14 protein-coding genes and 1 other annotated feature are annotated in these 15716 nt (G+C 57.3%); of the genes, 11 read left to right on the forward strand and 3 right to left on the reverse strand.

The genetic code is table 11. The features are described from left to right. Positions 1–9: 9 nt before the first annotated feature. Positions 10–1203, reverse strand: coding sequence for a multidrug efflux RND transporter periplasmic adaptor subunit AcrA (gene acrA, locus QMN93_RS02630; protein ID WP_029741963.1), 1194 nt, complete (start codon positions 1201–1203; stop codon positions 10–12). Between the two features lie 141 nt (positions 1204–1344). Here acrA and acrR point away from each other — a divergent pair, with 141 nt between their 5' ends. Together acrR and mscK are read left to right on the forward strand one after the other, a co-directional pair. Beyond that, a complete protein-coding gene (acrR, locus tag QMN93_RS02635; RefSeq protein ID WP_033144791.1) occupies positions 1345–1998 on the forward strand; it encodes a multidrug efflux transporter transcriptional repressor AcrR in 654 nt (217 codons plus the stop codon). Between the two features lie 113 nt (positions 1999–2111). After that, on the forward strand, positions 2112–5459 hold the full coding sequence (gene mscK, locus QMN93_RS02640) for a mechanosensitive channel MscK (RefSeq protein ID WP_182383122.1): 3348 nt from the start codon (positions 2112–2114) through the stop codon (positions 5457–5459). 51 nt (positions 5460–5510) lie between these two features. On the opposite strand, the gene rsmS is transcribed toward mscK, so the two are convergent. Both rsmS and priC read right to left on the reverse strand, forming a co-directional pair. Beyond that, positions 5511–5669: a pleiotropic regulatory protein RsmS gene (rsmS, locus tag QMN93_RS02645; protein WP_014830906.1), complete on the reverse strand. Its 159-nt coding sequence runs from the start codon at positions 5667–5669 to the stop codon at positions 5511–5513. A gap of 14 nt (positions 5670–5683) precedes the next feature. Further along, positions 5684–6211, reverse strand: a complete 528-nt coding sequence (gene priC / locus QMN93_RS02650; protein WP_064673431.1) for a primosomal replication protein N'' — start codon at positions 6209–6211, stop codon at positions 5684–5686. Positions 6212–6261: 50 nt separating this feature from the next. On the opposite strand from priC, the gene QMN93_RS02655 reads away from it, so the two are divergent. From QMN93_RS02655 to QMN93_RS02695, 9 genes are all read left to right on the forward strand, one after another. Next, positions 6262–6639: a DUF454 family protein gene (locus QMN93_RS02655; protein WP_033144794.1), complete on the forward strand. Its 378-nt coding sequence runs from the start codon at positions 6262–6264 to the stop codon at positions 6637–6639. A gap of 150 nt (positions 6640–6789) precedes the next feature. Further along, positions 6790–7341: an adenine phosphoribosyltransferase gene (gene apt / locus QMN93_RS02660; protein ID WP_000127359.1), complete on the forward strand. Its 552-nt coding sequence runs from the start codon at positions 6790–6792 to the stop codon at positions 7339–7341. 88 nt (positions 7342–7429) lie between these two features. After that, entirely contained in the window at positions 7430–9358 is a 1929-nt protein-coding gene (gene dnaX / locus QMN93_RS02665) for a DNA polymerase III subunit gamma/tau (protein WP_064673430.1), read from the forward strand. After that, positions 8688–8752, forward strand: a sequence feature (DnaX frameshifting element). It overlaps the preceding gene by 65 nt. 54 nt (positions 9359–9412) lie before the next feature. After that, on the forward strand, positions 9413–9745 hold the full coding sequence (locus tag QMN93_RS02670) for a YbaB/EbfC family nucleoid-associated protein (RefSeq protein ID WP_003858972.1): 333 nt from the start codon (positions 9413–9415) through the stop codon (positions 9743–9745). Then, complete coding sequence (gene recR / locus QMN93_RS02675; RefSeq protein WP_059346267.1) at positions 9745–10350, forward strand: recombination mediator RecR; 606 nt, start codon at positions 9745–9747, stop codon at positions 10348–10350. The genes QMN93_RS02670 and recR overlap by 1 nt, the downstream gene beginning before the upstream one ends. A gap of 110 nt (positions 10351–10460) precedes the next feature. After that, positions 10461–12335 (forward strand): molecular chaperone HtpG, encoded by a 1875-nt coding sequence (gene htpG, locus QMN93_RS02680; protein ID WP_064673429.1) that lies wholly within the window; start codon positions 10461–10463, stop codon positions 12333–12335. A 194-nt stretch (positions 12336–12529) separates the two neighbouring features. Continuing rightward, positions 12530–13174 (forward strand): adenylate kinase, encoded by a 645-nt coding sequence (gene adk, locus QMN93_RS02685; protein ID WP_006809841.1) that lies wholly within the window; start codon positions 12530–12532, stop codon positions 13172–13174. A gap of 124 nt (positions 13175–13298) precedes the next feature. Beyond that, on the forward strand, positions 13299–14261 hold the full coding sequence (hemH, locus tag QMN93_RS02690; RefSeq protein WP_033144798.1) for a ferrochelatase: 963 nt from the start codon (positions 13299–13301) through the stop codon (positions 14259–14261). 62 nt (positions 14262–14323) lie between these two features. After that, complete coding sequence (locus QMN93_RS02695) at positions 14324–15628, forward strand: inosine/guanosine kinase (protein ID WP_029741032.1); 1305 nt, start codon at positions 14324–14326, stop codon at positions 15626–15628. Positions 15629–15716 lie beyond the last annotated feature (88 nt).

Below are 15716 nucleotides of genomic sequence, written 5' to 3' on the forward strand. Positions count from 1 at the left end.
CTGTTTAAGTTAAGACTTGGTTTGTTCTGACTGGCCAGCGGCCGAAGCTTGTTGTTTATCGTCAGATTTCACTTCCTGTGCTTTAACCTGCGCGCCAGGACGAACTTTTTGCAAACCAGTAACAATCACGCGATCGCCATCTTTCAGACCTTCCGTCACCAGCCATTTATCGCCAATCGCCTGGGTGGCGGTGATATTGCGCGTTTCGACTTTGTCATCAGCCCCAACAACCAGCGCGCTCGCATCGCCGCGTGGCGTACGGGTCACTCCCTGCTGTGGAACCAGAAGTGCGGTTGGATTCGTTCCTTCTTCCAGACGCGCGCGAACGAACATACCTGGCAGCAGATTTTTGTCAGGGTTCGGGAAAATCGCACGTAAGGTGATGGAACCGGTAGTCTGGTCGACCGTCACGTCAGAGAATTCCAGGGTTCCTTCCTGCGGGAACTTGATACCGTCATTGGTAATCAGCTCCACTTTGGCTTTGCCGTTTTCCTGTTTCAGGGTGCCGTTAGCCAGCTCCTGTTTCAGGCGCAGGAAATCGTTGCTGGACTGCGTCACGTCAACGTAGATCGGATCAAGCTGCTGCACGGTTGCCAGCGCATTGGTCTGACCGTTCTGCACCAGCGCTCCTTCCGTGACGGAAGATTTACCAATACGACCGCTGATAGGAGAGGTCACTTTGGTATAGGCCAGGTTAATGCGCGCGGTTTCGACGGCCGCTTTGGCTGCCACCACGGCCGCGTTAGCCTGCTGTGCATCGGCCAGAGCGGTATCGTAATCCTGTTGGCTGATGTACTTGGTGCCGAGCAGCTTTTGGTAGCGGTTCAACGTCAGCTGAGCAATTTTGGCCGCGGCTTGTGCTTTCGCCAGGTCGCCTTTCGCACTTTCATAAGAGGCCTGATAGGTTGCTGGATCAATCTGATACAGAGACTCACCGGCTTTCACATCACCACCTTCGGTGAAGTTACGCTTCAGGATAATGCCGCTGACCTGAGGACGCACTTCCGCAATGCGGTAAGCATTGGTACGGCCTGGTAATTCGGTGGTGATTTGTAGAGGTTCAGATTTGAGCGTCACGACGCCTACTTCTGGCGCCTGCTGAGCTCCTTGTTGAGCTGGTTTGTCGTCACATCCTGTTAGCGCTAAGCTGCCTGAGAGCATCAGAACGACCGCCAGAGGCGTTAACCCTCTGTTTTTGTTCATATGTAAACCTCGAGTGTCCGATTTCAAATTGATCAAGGGTCCTGAGTCTAAAAACCCATTGCTGCGTTTATATTATCGTCATGCTATGGTACATACATTCACAAATGTATGTAAATCTGACTCCTGTAAATTCACCCACCTATGGCACGAAAAACTAAACAACAAGCGCTGGAAACCCGACAACACATTCTGGATGTGGCAATACGTTTGTTCTCGCAGCAGGGTGTTTCATCCACCTCGCTGGCGCAGATTGCTCAGGCTGCCGGTGTGACGCGAGGAGCGATTTACTGGCATTTTAAAGATAAGTCAGATCTGTTCAGTGAAATCTGGGAGCTTTCAGAGTCCAGCATTAGCGATCTCGAGAGTGAGTATCGGGCAAAATTCCCTGACGATCCACTCTCAGTATTGAGAGAAATATTAGTATATATCCTTGAAGCAACGGTAGTTGAAGAACGTCGCAGATTAATGATGGAGATTATTTTTCATAAATGCGAGTTCGTGGGCGAGATGGCGGTGGTGCAGCAGGCGCAACGCAGCCTTAGCCTGGAGAGCTATGATCGTATTGAACAGAACCTGAACCTGTGTATGCAGGCAAAACTCTTACCGGCCAATCTCTTGACCCGACGGGCGGCAATCCTGATGCGCAGCTACATTTCAGGTCTGATGGAAAACTGGCTTTTCTCGCCGCAATCCTTTGACCTCAAAGAGGAAGCCCGCAGCTACGTGGCGATTTTACTGGAAATGCTACAGCTCTGCCCCACGCTGCGCAGCGACGCGCCTTCGCTAACGGCCTGATCCCTTTCCAGGATTTATCTCAGAGGATAACGTTCGCGCTATTCTGCTTTCAGCGAGCGTGATATTCTTCACGCCGGACTATTTTCGGTCATCTTCTGACATCATTCACAACTATGCTGCCCATCAATCGCTCGCAACATCCTGTTTTTGCATTGCTCTTTGCGATGCTGTTTTTCTTCGCCACGGCGCCGCTGACCTGGGCCCGCGCCGATAACAGCAACGATATTCCCTCGCGCAGCGATGTTCAGTCGCAGCTCGACACGCTGAATAAACAAAAAGATCTCTCCCCTCAGGATAAACTCGTCCAGCAGGATCTGACTGAAACGCTGGAAACGCTGGATAAAATTGAACGCATCAAAGCGGAAACCGTCCAGCTTCGCCAGAAGGTGGCGCAGGCGCCTGAAAACATGCGTAAGGCCACCGACGCGCTGAATGCCCTCAGCGATGTGGATAACGACGACGAGACGCGCAAGACGCTCTCGACGCTCTCTTTACGCCAGCTGGAGTCCCGAGTCGCGCAACTGCTCGACGACCTGCAAACCGCGCAGTCGGATCTCGCCACCTATAACAGCCAGCTTGTCTCGCTGCAGACCCAGCCCGAGCGCGTGCAAAACGCGATGTACGCCGCGTCTCAGCAGCTGCAGCAGATCCGCAACCGTCTGAACGGCACGACGGTAGGCGAAGGCACGCTGCGCCCGACGCAGCAAACCCTGCTGCTGGTTCAGCAGACCTTGCTCAATGCACAGATTGAACAGCAGCGTAAAAGCCTGGAAGGGAATACGGTGCTGCAGGACACGCTTCAGAAACAGCGTGATTACGTCACCGCGAATATTAACCGCCTGGAACACCAGCTTCAGCTGTTGCAGGAGGCGGTAAACAGCAAACGCCTGACCCTGACGGAAAAAACCGCCCAGGAGGCCGTATCGCCTGACGAAACCGCCCGCATTCAGGCGAATCCGCTGGTGAAACAGGAGCTCGAGGCCAACCACCAGCTTAGCCAGCGCCTGATACTGGCGACGGAAAACGGCAACTCGCTGGTTCAGCAAAATATCAAAGTGAAGAACTGGCTGGATCGCGCGCTGCAGGCTGAGCGCAACATCAAAGAGCAGATAGCGGTCCTGAAGGGCAGCCTCCTGCTGTCGCGTATTCTCTACCAGCAGCAGCAGACGCTCCCGTCCGCCGATGAGCTGGAAGACATGACCAACCGCATTGCGGATTTACGTCTGGAACAGTTTGACGTCAACCAGCAGCGCGATGCCCTTTTCCAGAGCGATGCCTTTGTCGCCAAAATTGAAGAGGGGCATTCCAGCGACGTGAACCCGGAAGTGCACGACGCGCTGCTCCAGGTCGTCGATATGCGTCGCGAGCTGCTGGACCAGCTCAACAAACAGCTGGGCAACCAGCTGATGATGGCCATTAACCTGCAAATCAACCAGCAGCAGCTGGTGAGCGTCTCGAAAAGTCTGCAGGAGATCCTGACCCAGCAGATTTTCTGGGTGAACAGCAACAAGCCGATGGACTGGGACTGGGTCAAATCCTTCCCGGAGACGCTGAAAACGCAGATTAAGAGCATGAAGATCACCGTAAACTGGGAGAAAGCCTGGCCTGCGGTGACGATTGCCTTGCTGGCGGGATTACCGCTGCTGCTGATTGCCGGCCTGATCCGCTGGCGTCTGGGCTGGCTGAAAAAATACCAGGCGAAGCTGGCCTCCGAAGTGGGTCAGCTGCGCAACGATAGCCAGCTCCATACGCCAAAAGCGATTCTCATCGATCTCATCCGCGCCCTGCCGGTGTGTCTGATTATTCTGGCGGTGGGCCTGATTCTGCTCACCATGCAGCTCAACGTCAGCGATCTGCTGTGGGCGTTCAGTAAAAAACTGGCGCTGTTCTGGCTGGTGTTTGGCGTGTGCTGGAAGGTGCTGGAAAAAGACGGCGTGGCGGTGCGTCATTTCAACATGCCTGCGCAGCTGACCAGCCACTGGCGTCGTCAGATTGTGCGCATCAGCCTGGCGCTCCTGCCGCTGCACTTCTGGTCGGTTGTCTCTGAGCTTTCTCCGCTGCACCTGATGGATGACGTGCTGGGCCAGCTGGTTATCCTGCTGAACCTGCTGCTGATTGCGATCCTGATGTGGCCGATGTGCCGCGACAGCTGGCGTGATAAAGAGTCCCACAATATTCGCCTGGCCACCGTGACGGTGCTGGCGATCATTCCGCTGGCGCTAATGGTGCTGACGGCAACGGGCTACTTCTATACCACGCTGCGCCTGTCCGGGCGCTGGATTGAAACGGTCTATCTGGTGATCGTCTGGAACCTGCTCTATCAGACCGTGCTGCGCGGCCTGAGCGTGGCGGCCCGCCGCATCGCCTATCGCCGTGCTATCGCGCGTCGTCAGCATCAGGTGAAAGAGGGGGCCGAAGGCGCGGAGCCTCAGGAAGAGCCGACCATTGCCCTGGAGCAGGTTAACCAGCAGACGCTGCGCATCACCATGCTGGTGATGATCGCCCTGTTTGCGGTGATGTTCTGGGCTATCTGGTCCGATCTTATTACCGTTTTCGCCTATCTCGACAGTATTACCCTCTGGCAATACAACGGTACCGAAGCGGGCGCGGCGGTCATGAAAAGCGTGACCATGGGCAGCCTGCTGTTTGCGCTGGTGTCGTCGGTGGTGGCCTGGGCGCTGATTCGCAACCTGCCAGGCCTGCTTGAAGTGCTGCTCCTGTCACGTCTGAATCTCCGCCAGGGGGCGTCCTACGCCATTACCACGATCCTCAACTACGTGATCATTATTGTCGGGGCGATGACGGTCTTTGGCTCGCTTGGCGTCTCGTGGGATAAACTGCAGTGGCTGGCGGCCGCCCTCTCGGTCGGTCTTGGTTTTGGCCTGCAGGAGATCTTCGGTAACTTCGTGTCCGGCCTGATCATCCTGTTCGAACGTCCGGTACGAATCGGCGATACCGTTACCATCGGCACCTTCTCCGGTACGGTCAGCAAGATCCGTATTCGTGCCACCACCATCACCGACTTCGATCGCAAAGAGGTGATCATCCCGAACAAAGCGTTCGTGACCGAGCGCCTGATCAACTGGTCGCTTTCCGATACGGTGACGCGCGTGGTGATCCGCCTGGGCGTAGCCTATGGATCGGATCTGGAGAAGGTGAAAGAGGTGCTGCTCAAGGCGGCGTCAGAACACCCGAAAGTGATGCACGATCCGGCTCCGGCGGTCTTCTTCACCACCTTTGGGCCGAGCACGCTGGATCACGAGCTGCGTTTATACGTGCGCGAGCTGCGTGACCGCAGCTACACGGTGGATGAACTCAACCGTTCTATCGATCGTCTGTGCCGTGAAAACGATATTAATATCGCCTTCAACCAGCTCGAGGTTCACCTGCGCAACGAGAAAGGTGATGAGCATACGGAAGTGAAGCGCGACATTAAGGGTGACGATCCTACGCCTGCTTAATCTATTTTCTCTCAGCCCTCAGGGGCGAGGGAACGATTTTCCCCCTCTCCCTCAGGGTGAGGGTTGGGGTGAGGGTAATTTTCCTTCAAAATCCCGCCGCACAATCTCCAGCGCCTTAAGCACCGTCTCGGCGGGGATCTCATGATTCTCGAGAAGCATAATCAAATCGACGGCCAGCTTGACCTCATCGGGTGCATTTTCCAGTGACATGGGTGTGGCTCCTGTTAACGGGTCAAACGTTCAATGACGCGCTCAATCTCGTCCCGCGCCTGACGGCAGCGGACGATACGTCCTTCCAGCGCGCTAATCTCGCGCATCAATAGCTGCTGCTCTTCCAGCGTCTCGCTGTTGTTTAGCCGCGTCTCGCGCTCGCGCTTCATCTCAAACAGCCGGCGCTCAAACTCCTGGTTCTCCAGCCGCTTGCGCTGCCATTTACCGAGCCCCGGCGAGGCGCTGTCCCAGGCGCGCAGCGGCCAGGCGGCGATTTCGCGATGCAGAGCGGTGATCTGCTCTGTGAGATGCTCTGCGAGCCACGCCACCTGTTCCTGCTGTTCACTCTCAACCGCATGGCGAAGCTCGTCGAGGTTGGTCTGCGCTTCCGCCAGGTAATCCTGAATGACGGTGCTGCGGGTACGAAAAAGCTGCCGGTCAAAGCGCGGTTTCAGCGTGGCGTGGCCCATCAGCGGTGTAGCCTGCTCCCGCAGAACAATAAGCTGATTTTGCAGCCTCTCAAGAAGCAGTGCTGTTTTCAAGGCGCTCTCCAGTGGTAAAGTAGCCGTTCAGTTTGATAACGATTCGCATTATGAAGCGTACTATTTTAATCATCATTGGCTGGCTCGCGGTAGTGCTTGGCACGCTGGGTGTGTTTTTACCCTTGCTGCCGACCACCCCGTTTATCCTGCTGGCGGCCTGGTGCTTCGCCCGCTCGTCGCCGCGTTTTCACCACTGGCTGCTCTATCGCTCGTGGTTTGGCGGCTATCTGCGGCACTGGCAAAAACACCGGGCCATGCCGCCAGGCGCGAAGCCGCGCGCGATCGCGGTGATCCTCATCACCTTCGCTATTTCATTATGGCTGGTGAAAATGATGTGGGTACGTATTCTGCTGCTGGCGATCCTCTCCTGCCTGCTTTTCTTCATGTGGCGGATCCCCGTGGTTGATGAAAAGCAACAAAAGCACTGAAGCCTCATCATGGCTGTTGCAATTATCACGCGCAGCCAGTAAATTCGACCGTTTTCGAGCACAGGTGCGCCTGGTCAAAGGTTAAACAATTGTTGCCTTGGCCGACTCGTTGCGCGCTGTGAGTAACACTGTTTCATTTAGGCAAAACCGATGACCGCAACTGCACAGCAGCTTGAATATCTGAAAAACAGCATCAAAAGCATCCAGGACTATCCAAAGCCTGGCATTCTTTTCCGTGATGTCACCAGCTTGCTGGAAGACCCGAAAGCGTACGCGCTCAGCATTGAACTGCTGGTCGAGCGTTATAAAAACGCCGGGATCACCAAAGTAGTAGGTACCGAAGCCCGTGGCTTCCTGTTTGGCGCACCGGTTGCGCTGGCAATGGGCGTGGGTTTTGTGCCGGTGCGTAAGCCGCGCAAACTGCCGCGTGAAACCATTGCTGAGAGCTATGAGCTGGAGTACGGCACCGATCAGCTGGAGATCCACGTTGATGCGATCAAGCCTGGCGACAAAGTGCTGGTGGTGGACGATCTGCTGGCAACCGGCGGTACCATTGAAGCGACCGTGAAATTGATCCGTCGTCTGGGTGGTGAAGTGACCGACGCGGCATTCATCATCAACCTGTTCGATCTCGGCGGTGAACAGCGCCTGGAAAAACAGGGCATCACCAGCTACAGCCTGGTGCCTTTCCCGGGTCATTAATCCCGGTTTTCACAACCTCGCTCAATGGGTGAGGTTGTGATAGCATTCCCCTCCATAAATTCACCTTCCAGCGTTGCAGAGCCTGCCCATGAGTTATCAGGTGTTAGCCCGTAAATGGCGACCACAAACCTTTGCTGACGTTGTCGGTCAGGAACATGTGCTGACGGCCCTGGCGAACGGCTTGTCGCTAGGTCGCATCCATCACGCCTATCTTTTCTCCGGCACCCGCGGCGTCGGTAAGACCTCTATTGCCCGTTTGCTGGCAAAAGGTCTCAACTGCGAAACCGGGATCACCGCCACGCCGTGCGGCGTATGTGATAACTGCCGCGAGATCGAGCAGGGGCGTTTTGTCGATCTGATCGAGATTGACGCCGCCTCGCGTACCAAAGTGGAGGATACCCGCGATCTACTCGATAACGTGCAGTACGCCCCGGCACGCGGCCGCTTCAAGGTCTACCTGATCGATGAAGTGCACATGCTGTCGCGCCACAGTTTCAATGCCCTGCTGAAAACGCTGGAAGAGCCGCCCGCGCACGTGAAGTTCCTGCTGGCGACCACCGATCCGCAAAAGCTGCCGGTCACGATTTTGTCGCGCTGCCTGCAGTTCCATCTGAAGGCGCTGGACGTTGAGCAGATCCGCGCGCAGCTTGAGCACATTCTTGATGAAGAGAAGATCGTTCACGAGCCGCGCGCCCTGCAGCTGCTGGCCCGCGCGGCGGACGGCAGCCTGCGTGATGCGCTCAGCCTGACCGACCAGGCGATTGCCAGCGGTGACGGCAAGCTCTCCACCGAGGCGGTCAGCACCATGCTCGGCACGCTGGATGACGATCAGGCGCTGTCGCTTATCGAGGCGATGATTGCCGCCAACGGCGAACGCGTGATGTCGCAGGTGAACGCGGCCGCTGCCCGCGGTATCGAATGGGAAGGACTGCTGGTTGAGATGCTCAGCCTGCTGCACCGCGTGGCGATGCTGCAGCTTTCTCCGTCCGCCATCGGTGCGGATATGGCCGCCATTGAACAGCGGATGCGTGAACTTGCCCGCACCGTGCCGCCTGCCGACGTGCAGCTGTACTATCAGACGCTGCTGATTGGCCGCAAAGAGCTACCTTTCGCGCCGGATCCACGGATGGGCGTTGAAATGACGCTGCTGCGCGCGCTGGCGTTCCACCCGCGCATGCCATTGCCGGAGCCGGAAGCGCCGCGGCAGTCTTTCGCGCCGGTCGCCCCTACGGCGGTGATGTCGCCGCAGCAGGTGCCAGCGCAGCCGACACCGCCGCCGCCGCAAAACGTGCCGCTGTCGGATGCCACCAGTTCGGTGCTTGCCGCACGCAGCCAGCTGCAGCGTGCGCAGGGAGTAACCAAACCAAAAAAGAGTGAACCGGCAGCGCCAGGAAGAGCGCGGCCGGTGAACAACGCCGCGCTTGAACGACTGGCCTCGGTAACGGAGCGCGTACAGTCGCGTCCGGCACCGTCCGCGCTCGAGCAGAAAGCCCCGGTGAAAGAAGAGGCTTACCGCTGGAAGGCAACCACCATCACCGAAGAGGTGAAGGAAGAGGTCGCCACGCCGAAAGCGCTGAAAAAGGCGCTGGAGCATGAGAAAACGCCGGAGCTTTCCGCGAAGCTTGCCGAAGAGTCCATTGCGCGCGACGCCTGGGCCGCCGAGGTCAGCAAACTCCAGCTGCCGAAGCTGGTCGAGCAGGTCGCGCTGAATGCCTGGAAAGAGCAGGACGGTAATCAGGTGCGTTTACACCTGCGTCCGGGCCAGCGGCACCTCAATTCCCCTGGCGCGCAAAAGGCGCTGGCCGAGGCGCTCACCGCATTACAGGGTGCGCCGGTTGAATTGACTATCATTGAAGATGATAATCCGGCAGTGAAAACGCCGCTCGAGTGGCGCCAGGCCATTTATGAAGAAAAGCTCGCGCAGGCGCGCGAGGCGATTATTGCGGATAACAACATTCAGACCCTGCGCCGGTTCTTCGACGCCGATCTGGATGAAGAGAGTATTCGCCCCATTTGATCGTGAGTCTGACTTACGGTTGTAATCCTTAAACGTGAAAGAAGAGAGAAGCCTATGTTTGGTGGAAAAGGCGGTCTGGGTGGCCTGATGAAGCAGGCTCAGCAGATGCAGGAAAAAATGCAGAAGATGCAGGAAGAGATCGCTCAGCTGGAAGTCACGGGTGAGTCCGGTGCCGGTCTGGTCAAAGTGACCATCAACGGTGCGCACAACTGCCGTCGCGTGGAAATCGACCCGAGCCTGCTCGAAGACGACAAAGAGATGCTGGAAGATCTGGTTGCAGCCGCGTTTAACGATGCCGCTCGCCGTATCGACGAAACTCAGAAAGAGAAAATGGCCTCTGTTTCCAGCGGTATGCAGCTGCCGCCTGGCTTCAAGATGCCATTCTGATGCAAACCAGTCCGCTGCTCACGCAGTTAATGGAAGCACTGCGCTGCCTGCCGGGCGTTGGCCCGAAGTCGGCGCAGCGCATGGCGTTTACGCTATTGCAGCGCGACCGCAGCGGCGGGATGCGCCTGGCGCAGGCTTTAACCCGCGCCATGTCAGAAATTGGTCACTGTGCGGATTGCCGCACCTTTACCGAGCAGGACGTTTGTAACATCTGTACGAACCCGCGTCGTCAGGAAAACGGTCAGATTTGCGTGGTGGAGAGTCCGGCGGACATCTACGCCATCGAACAAACCGGGCAGTTTTCCGGCCGCTACTTCGTGCTGATGGGGCATCTCTCCCCGCTGGACGGTATTGGCCCGGATGATATCGGTCTTGACCGCCTTGAACAGCGTCTTGAGTCCGAAACCATCAAAGAGGTGATCCTCGCCACCAACCCAACGGTGGAAGGGGAGGCAACCGCCAACTACATCGCCGAACTGTGCTCGCAGTACGGCGTTGACGCCAGCCGCATCGCCCACGGCGTGCCGGTGGGCGGCGAACTGGAAATGGTCGACGGCACCACGCTGTCGCACTCTCTGGCAGGGCGTCACAAGATTGTTTTCTGACCAAACGGAGGCTGCGCGCGCGGCCTCCGCTTGAAAATTTCCCCCCTTATCCCCATCTCTCACTCAACGTTTTAAAACCCCATTAAATGGCATTGTTGAGGTCGACATAGATGAAAGGACAAGAAACCCGTGGTTTCCAGTCAGAAGTAAAACAGCTTCTGCACCTGATGATCCATTCCCTGTATTCCAACAAAGAAATTTTCCTGCGTGAGCTGATTTCCAACGCCTCGGACGCGGCGGACAAGCTGCGCTTCCGCGCGCTGTCCAACCCGGACCTGTATGAAGGCGACGGCGAGCTGCGCGTGCGCGTCTCGTTCAATAAAGAGAACCGCACCCTGACCATCGCCGATAACGGCATCGGGATGAACCGCGACGAGGTGATCGACCACCTCGGCACCATCGCCAAATCCGGCACCAAAGCGTTCCTTGAGTCCATGGGCTCTGACCAGGCGAAAGACAGCCAGCTGATCGGCCAGTTCGGCGTCGGTTTTTACTCGGCGTTTATCGTGGCCGACAAAGTTACCGTCCGTACCCGTGCGGCAGGCGACAGCGCCGAGAACGGCGTGCTGTGGGAATCCAAAGGGGAAGGCGAATATACCGTTGATGACATCACCAAAGCGGATCGCGGTACCGAAATCACCCTGCACCTGCGTGAAGGGGAAGATGATTTCCTGAACGACTGGCGCGTGCGCTCTATCATCAGCAAATATTCCGATCACATCGCCCTGCCGGTAGAGATTGAAAAACAGGAAGAGAAAGACGGTGAAACCGTGGTTTCCTGGGAGAAGATCAACAAGGCGCAGGCGCTGTGGACGCGCAACAAGTCTGAAATTAAAGACGACGAATATAACGAGTTCTACAAGCACATCGCCCACGACTTTACCGACCCGCTGACCTGGAGCCACAACCGCGTGGAAGGTAAGCAGGAGTACACCAGCCTGCTGTACATTCCGGCACAGGCGCCGTGGGACATGTGGAACCGCGATCACAAGCACGGCCTGAAGCTGTACGTGCAGCGCGTGTTCATCATGGACGACGCCGAGCAGTTCATGCCGAACTACCTGCGCTTCGTGCGTGGTCTGATCGATTCCAACGATCTGCCGCTGAACGTCTCCCGTGAGATCCTTCAGGACAGCACCGTCACCCGTAACCTGCGCAACGCCCTGACCAAACGTGCGCTGCAGATGCTGGAGAAACTGGCGAAAGACGATGCGGAAAAATATCAGACCTTCTGGAAACAGTTTGGCCTGGTGCTGAAAGAAGGCCCGGCAGAAGACACCGCGAACGTTGAAACGATCGCCAGGCTGCTGCGCTTCGCCTCTACGCACACCGACTCCTCCGCGCAGACCGTGTCGCTGGAAGAGTACGTCTCCCGCATGAAAGAAGGGCAGGAGAAGATCTACTACATCACCGCCGACAGCTACGCGGCGGCGAAGAGCAGCCCGCACCTGGAGCTGCTGCGTAAGAAAGGCATCGAAGTGCTGCTGCTTTCTGACCGCATCGACGAGTGGATGATGAACTACCTGACCGAGTTCGACGGTAAATCCTTCCAGTCCGTAGCCAAAGCGGACGAATCCATCGACAAGCTGGCGGATGAAGTTGACGAAAGCGCGAAAGAAGCCGAGAAGGCGCTGGAGCCGTTCGTTGAGCGCGTGAAAACCCTGCTGGGCGAGCGCGTGAAGGAGGTGCGCTTCACGCACCGTCTGACCGACACCCCGGCGATTGTCACCACCGATGCGGACGAAATGAGCACCCAGATGGCGAAGCTGTTCGCGGCGGCGGGCCAGGCGATGCCGGAAGTGAAATATATCTTTGAGCTTAATCCGGATCATCCACTGGTGAAACGCGCGGCGGATACCCAGGACGACGCCCGTTTTGCCGAGTGGGTTGAGCTGCTGTTGGATCAGTCCCTGCTGGCCGAGCGCGGCACGCTGGAAGATCCTAACCTGTTCATTAAACGTGTGAATGCGCTGCTGCTGGCGTAATTGACCACGCCTCCCCTGGTCTTCTCCCTCTCACGTGGGAGAGGGCCGGGGTGAGGGCTCCAGACCTCACTAACCCAAATAATCTCCCCCCGTTAACCGTTTCAGCCTTCCCGCCTTCCTTGAGCGATGCCCGTTCTGGTGGTATTGTTTAGCGCTTTTGAAAAATTGAAACGACTTTTGAGGGGATTTTCGCAATGCGTATTATTCTGCTTGGCGCTCCGGGCGCGGGTAAAGGAACTCAGGCTCAGTTCATCATGGAGAAATACGGTATTCCGCAAATCTCCACCGGTGACATGCTGCGCGCCGCTGTTAAATCTGGCTCCGAGCTGGGTAAACAAGCGAAAGACATCATGGACGCAGGCAAGCTGGTGACCGACGAGCTGGTTATTGCTCTGGTCAAAGAGCGCATTGCGCAGGAAGACTGCCGTAACGGTTTCCTGCTGGACGGCTTCCCACGCACCATTCCTCAGGCTGACGCCATGAAAGAAGCGGGCATCAACGTGGACTACGTTCTGGAGTTCGACGTACCGGACGAGCTGATCGTTGACCGTATCGTTGGCCGTCGCGTACACGCTGCTTCTGGCCGCGTTTACCACATCAAATTCAACCCGCCTAAGGTTGAAGGCAAAGACGACGTGACCGGCGAAGAGCTGACCACCCGTAAAGACGATCAGGAAGAGACCGTGCGTAAACGCCTGGTGGAATACCATCAGATGACCGCGCCTCTGATCGGCTACTACACCAAAGAAGCGCAGGCGGGTAACACCAAATACGCCAAAGTTGACGGCACCAAAGCCGTGGCTGACGTACGTGCAGAGCTGGAAAAAATCCTCGGCTAATCGCGCGCCTCTCACCCGGGCTCCCGGGTGAGAAATATTCTCATCTTACCTATTACAGCAATGGGTTTCGTTTAAACGCATTTCCGCTACAATTGACAACCTATCAAATGGTTAAGAGGCGTGAATGAGTCAGGCGAAAACCGGCATCCTGCTTGCCAATCTGGGCACTCCAGAAGCACCTACATCAGACGCGGTAAAACGCTACCTGCGACAATTTTTAAGCGACACGCGCGTCGTGGATTTCCCGAGACTGCTGTGGTGGCCGCTGCTGCGTGGCGTCATTCTGCCGATTCGTTCTCCGCGCGTCGCCAAACTTTATCAGTCCGTCTGGATGGAAGAGGGCTCGCCGCTGATGGTATACAGCCGTCGCCAGGAAAAAGCGCTGGCCGCCCGACTGCCGGATATGCCCGTCGCGCTCGGCATGAGCTACGGAAAACCGTCCCTGCAAAGCGCGGTGGAATCACTGCTGGCGCAGGGCGTGGACCATATCGTCGTGCTGGCGCTCTACCCGCAGTACTCCTGCTCGACGGTGGCCGCCGTCTGGGACGAGCTGGCCCGCATTCTGGCGACCCGCCGCCGCATTCCGGGCGTGACCTTTATTCGAGACTACGCGGATAACGATCTCTACATCCAGGCGCTTGCCAACAGCGCGCGCGCGTCGTTTGAAAAGCACGGCGAGCCGGATCTGCTGCTGCTCTCCTATCACGGGATCCCGCAGCGTTTCGCCAATGAAGGGGATGATTATCCGCAGCGCTGCCGCGATACCACGCGCGAGCTGGTTTCCGCCCTTGGCCTGCCGCCGGAGAAGGTGATGATGACCTTCCAGTCGCGCTTCGGTCGCGAGCCGTGGCTGACGCCTTATACCGATGAAACCCTCAAAATGCTGGGTGAGAAGGGCGTGAAGCACATTCAGGTGATGTCGCCGGGCTTCTCGGCAGACTGTCTGGAAACGCTGGAGGAGATCGCGGTGCAAAACCGGGAATTTTTCCTTGAGGCTGGCGGCGAAAAGTATGAGTACATTCCGGCGCTTAACGACTCGCCTGAGCATATCGACATGATGGTCTCGCTGGTAACGAACAGCCGCTGATCGCACTCCGGGCCGGGTTTGTGCTACCATTCCCGGCCCATATTCTTCGTACAGTTCAGACCATGAAATTTCCCGGTAAACGCAAATCCAAACACTACTTCCCCGTCGATGCCCGCGACCCGCTCCTGCAGCAAATCCAGCCAGAAAACGAAACCAGCGCGGCATGGGTCGTCGGTATCGATCAGACGCTGGTGGACATTGAAGCGAAAGTGGATGATGCGTTTGTCGCCCGTTACGGTCTGAGCGCCGGTCACTCGCTGGTGATTGAGGACGACGTTGCCGAAGCGCTGTATCAGGAGCTGGTGCGCGAAAACCTGATTACCCATCAGTTCGCCGGTGGCACCATCGGCAATACCATGCACAACTACTCCGTGCTGGCCGACGACCGCTCGGTGCTGCTCGGCGTGATGTGCAGCAATATCGAAATCGGTGGCTATGCCTACCGCTATCTCTGCAACACCTCCAGCCGTACCGATCTGAACTACCTTCAGGGCGTCGACGGGCCTATTGGCCGCTGCTTTACGCTGATTAGCGATTCCGGCGAGCGTACTTTTGCCATCAGCCCGGGTCATATGAACAAGCTGCGCGCCGAGAGTATTCCGGAAGAGGTGATCGCGGGCGCCTCGGCGCTGGTGCTGACCTCCTACCTGGTGCGCTGTAAGCCGGGCGAGCCGATGCCGGAAGCGACCATGAAAGCGATCGAGTACGCGAAGAAATACAACGTGCCTGTCGTTCTGACGCTGGGCACAAAATTCGTTATCGCCGATAACCCGGAGTGGTGGCAGGCGTTCCTGAAAGAGCACGTCTCGATTCTGGCGATGAACGAAGAAGAGGCCGAAGCGCTGACCGGCGAAAGCGATCCGCTGCTGGCGTCTGACAAAGCGCTGGACTGGGTGGATCTGGTGCTCTGCACCGCCGGCCCGGTTGGGCTCTATATGGCGGGCTTCACGGAAGAAGAGAGCAAGCGCAAAACCCAGCACCCGCTGCTGCCCGGTGCGATTGCCGAGTTCAACCAGTACGAGTTCAGCCGCGGCATGCGCTACAAAGATTGCGTGAATCCGCTGCGAATCTACTCTCATATCGCGCCGTATATGGGCGGGCCGGAGAAGATCATGAACACCAACGGTGCGGGCGACGGCGCGCTGGCCGCACTGCTGCACGACATCACCGCTAACGCCTACCATAAAACCAACGTGCCGAACTCCAGCAAGCACAAGTTCAGCTGGCTGACCTATTCCTCGCTGGCGCAGGTGTGTAAATATGCCAACCGCGTGAGCTATCAGGTGCTGAACCAGCATTCTCCGCGCTTAACGCGTGGGTTGCCGGAACGGGAAGACAGCCTCGAAGAGGCGTACTGGGACAGGTAAAAGAAAACCCCTCACCCTAACCCTCTCCCCATAGGGGAGAGGGGATAGCACGAAGCCGTCTTTTCTCCCTCGCCCCTATGGGGAGAGG

Origin of the sequence: Enterobacter sp. R-1.6.2, assembly GCF_035064085.1 — a bacterium.
Lineage (GTDB): Bacteria > Pseudomonadota > Gammaproteobacteria > Enterobacterales > Enterobacteriaceae > Enterobacter > Enterobacter asburiae_B.

What these genes read in the sequence shown, in the direction of transcription:
- hemH (WP_033144798.1), top strand. Translation starts at nt 13,299, where the DNA reads ATGAGTCAGGCGAAAACCGGCATCCTGCTTGCCAATCTGGGCACTCCA.
- recR (WP_059346267.1), top strand. Translation starts at nt 9,745, where the DNA reads ATGCAAACCAGTCCGCTGCTCACGCAGTTAATGGAAGCACTGCGCTGC.
- apt (WP_000127359.1), top strand. Translation starts at nt 6,790, where the DNA reads ATGACCGCAACTGCACAGCAGCTTGAATATCTGAAAAACAGCATCAAA.
- QMN93_RS02655 (WP_033144794.1), top strand. Translation starts at nt 6,262, where the DNA reads ATGAAGCGTACTATTTTAATCATCATTGGCTGGCTCGCGGTAGTGCTT.
- mscK (WP_182383122.1), top strand. Translation starts at nt 2,112, where the DNA reads ATGCTGCCCATCAATCGCTCGCAACATCCTGTTTTTGCATTGCTCTTT.
- rsmS (WP_014830906.1), bottom strand. Translation starts at nt 5,669, where the DNA reads ATGTCACTGGAAAATGCACCCGATGAGGTCAAGCTGGCCGTCGATTTG.
- adk (WP_006809841.1), top strand. Translation starts at nt 12,530, where the DNA reads ATGCGTATTATTCTGCTTGGCGCTCCGGGCGCGGGTAAAGGAACTCAG.
- acrR (WP_033144791.1), top strand. Translation starts at nt 1,345, where the DNA reads ATGGCACGAAAAACTAAACAACAAGCGCTGGAAACCCGACAACACATT.
- htpG (WP_064673429.1), top strand. Translation starts at nt 10,461, where the DNA reads ATGAAAGGACAAGAAACCCGTGGTTTCCAGTCAGAAGTAAAACAGCTT.
- QMN93_RS02670 (WP_003858972.1), top strand. Translation starts at nt 9,413, where the DNA reads ATGTTTGGTGGAAAAGGCGGTCTGGGTGGCCTGATGAAGCAGGCTCAG.
- dnaX (WP_064673430.1), top strand. Translation starts at nt 7,430, where the DNA reads ATGAGTTATCAGGTGTTAGCCCGTAAATGGCGACCACAAACCTTTGCT.
- QMN93_RS02695 (WP_029741032.1), top strand. Translation starts at nt 14,324, where the DNA reads ATGAAATTTCCCGGTAAACGCAAATCCAAACACTACTTCCCCGTCGAT.
- acrA (WP_029741963.1), bottom strand. Translation starts at nt 1,203, where the DNA reads ATGAACAAAAACAGAGGGTTAACGCCTCTGGCGGTCGTTCTGATGCTC.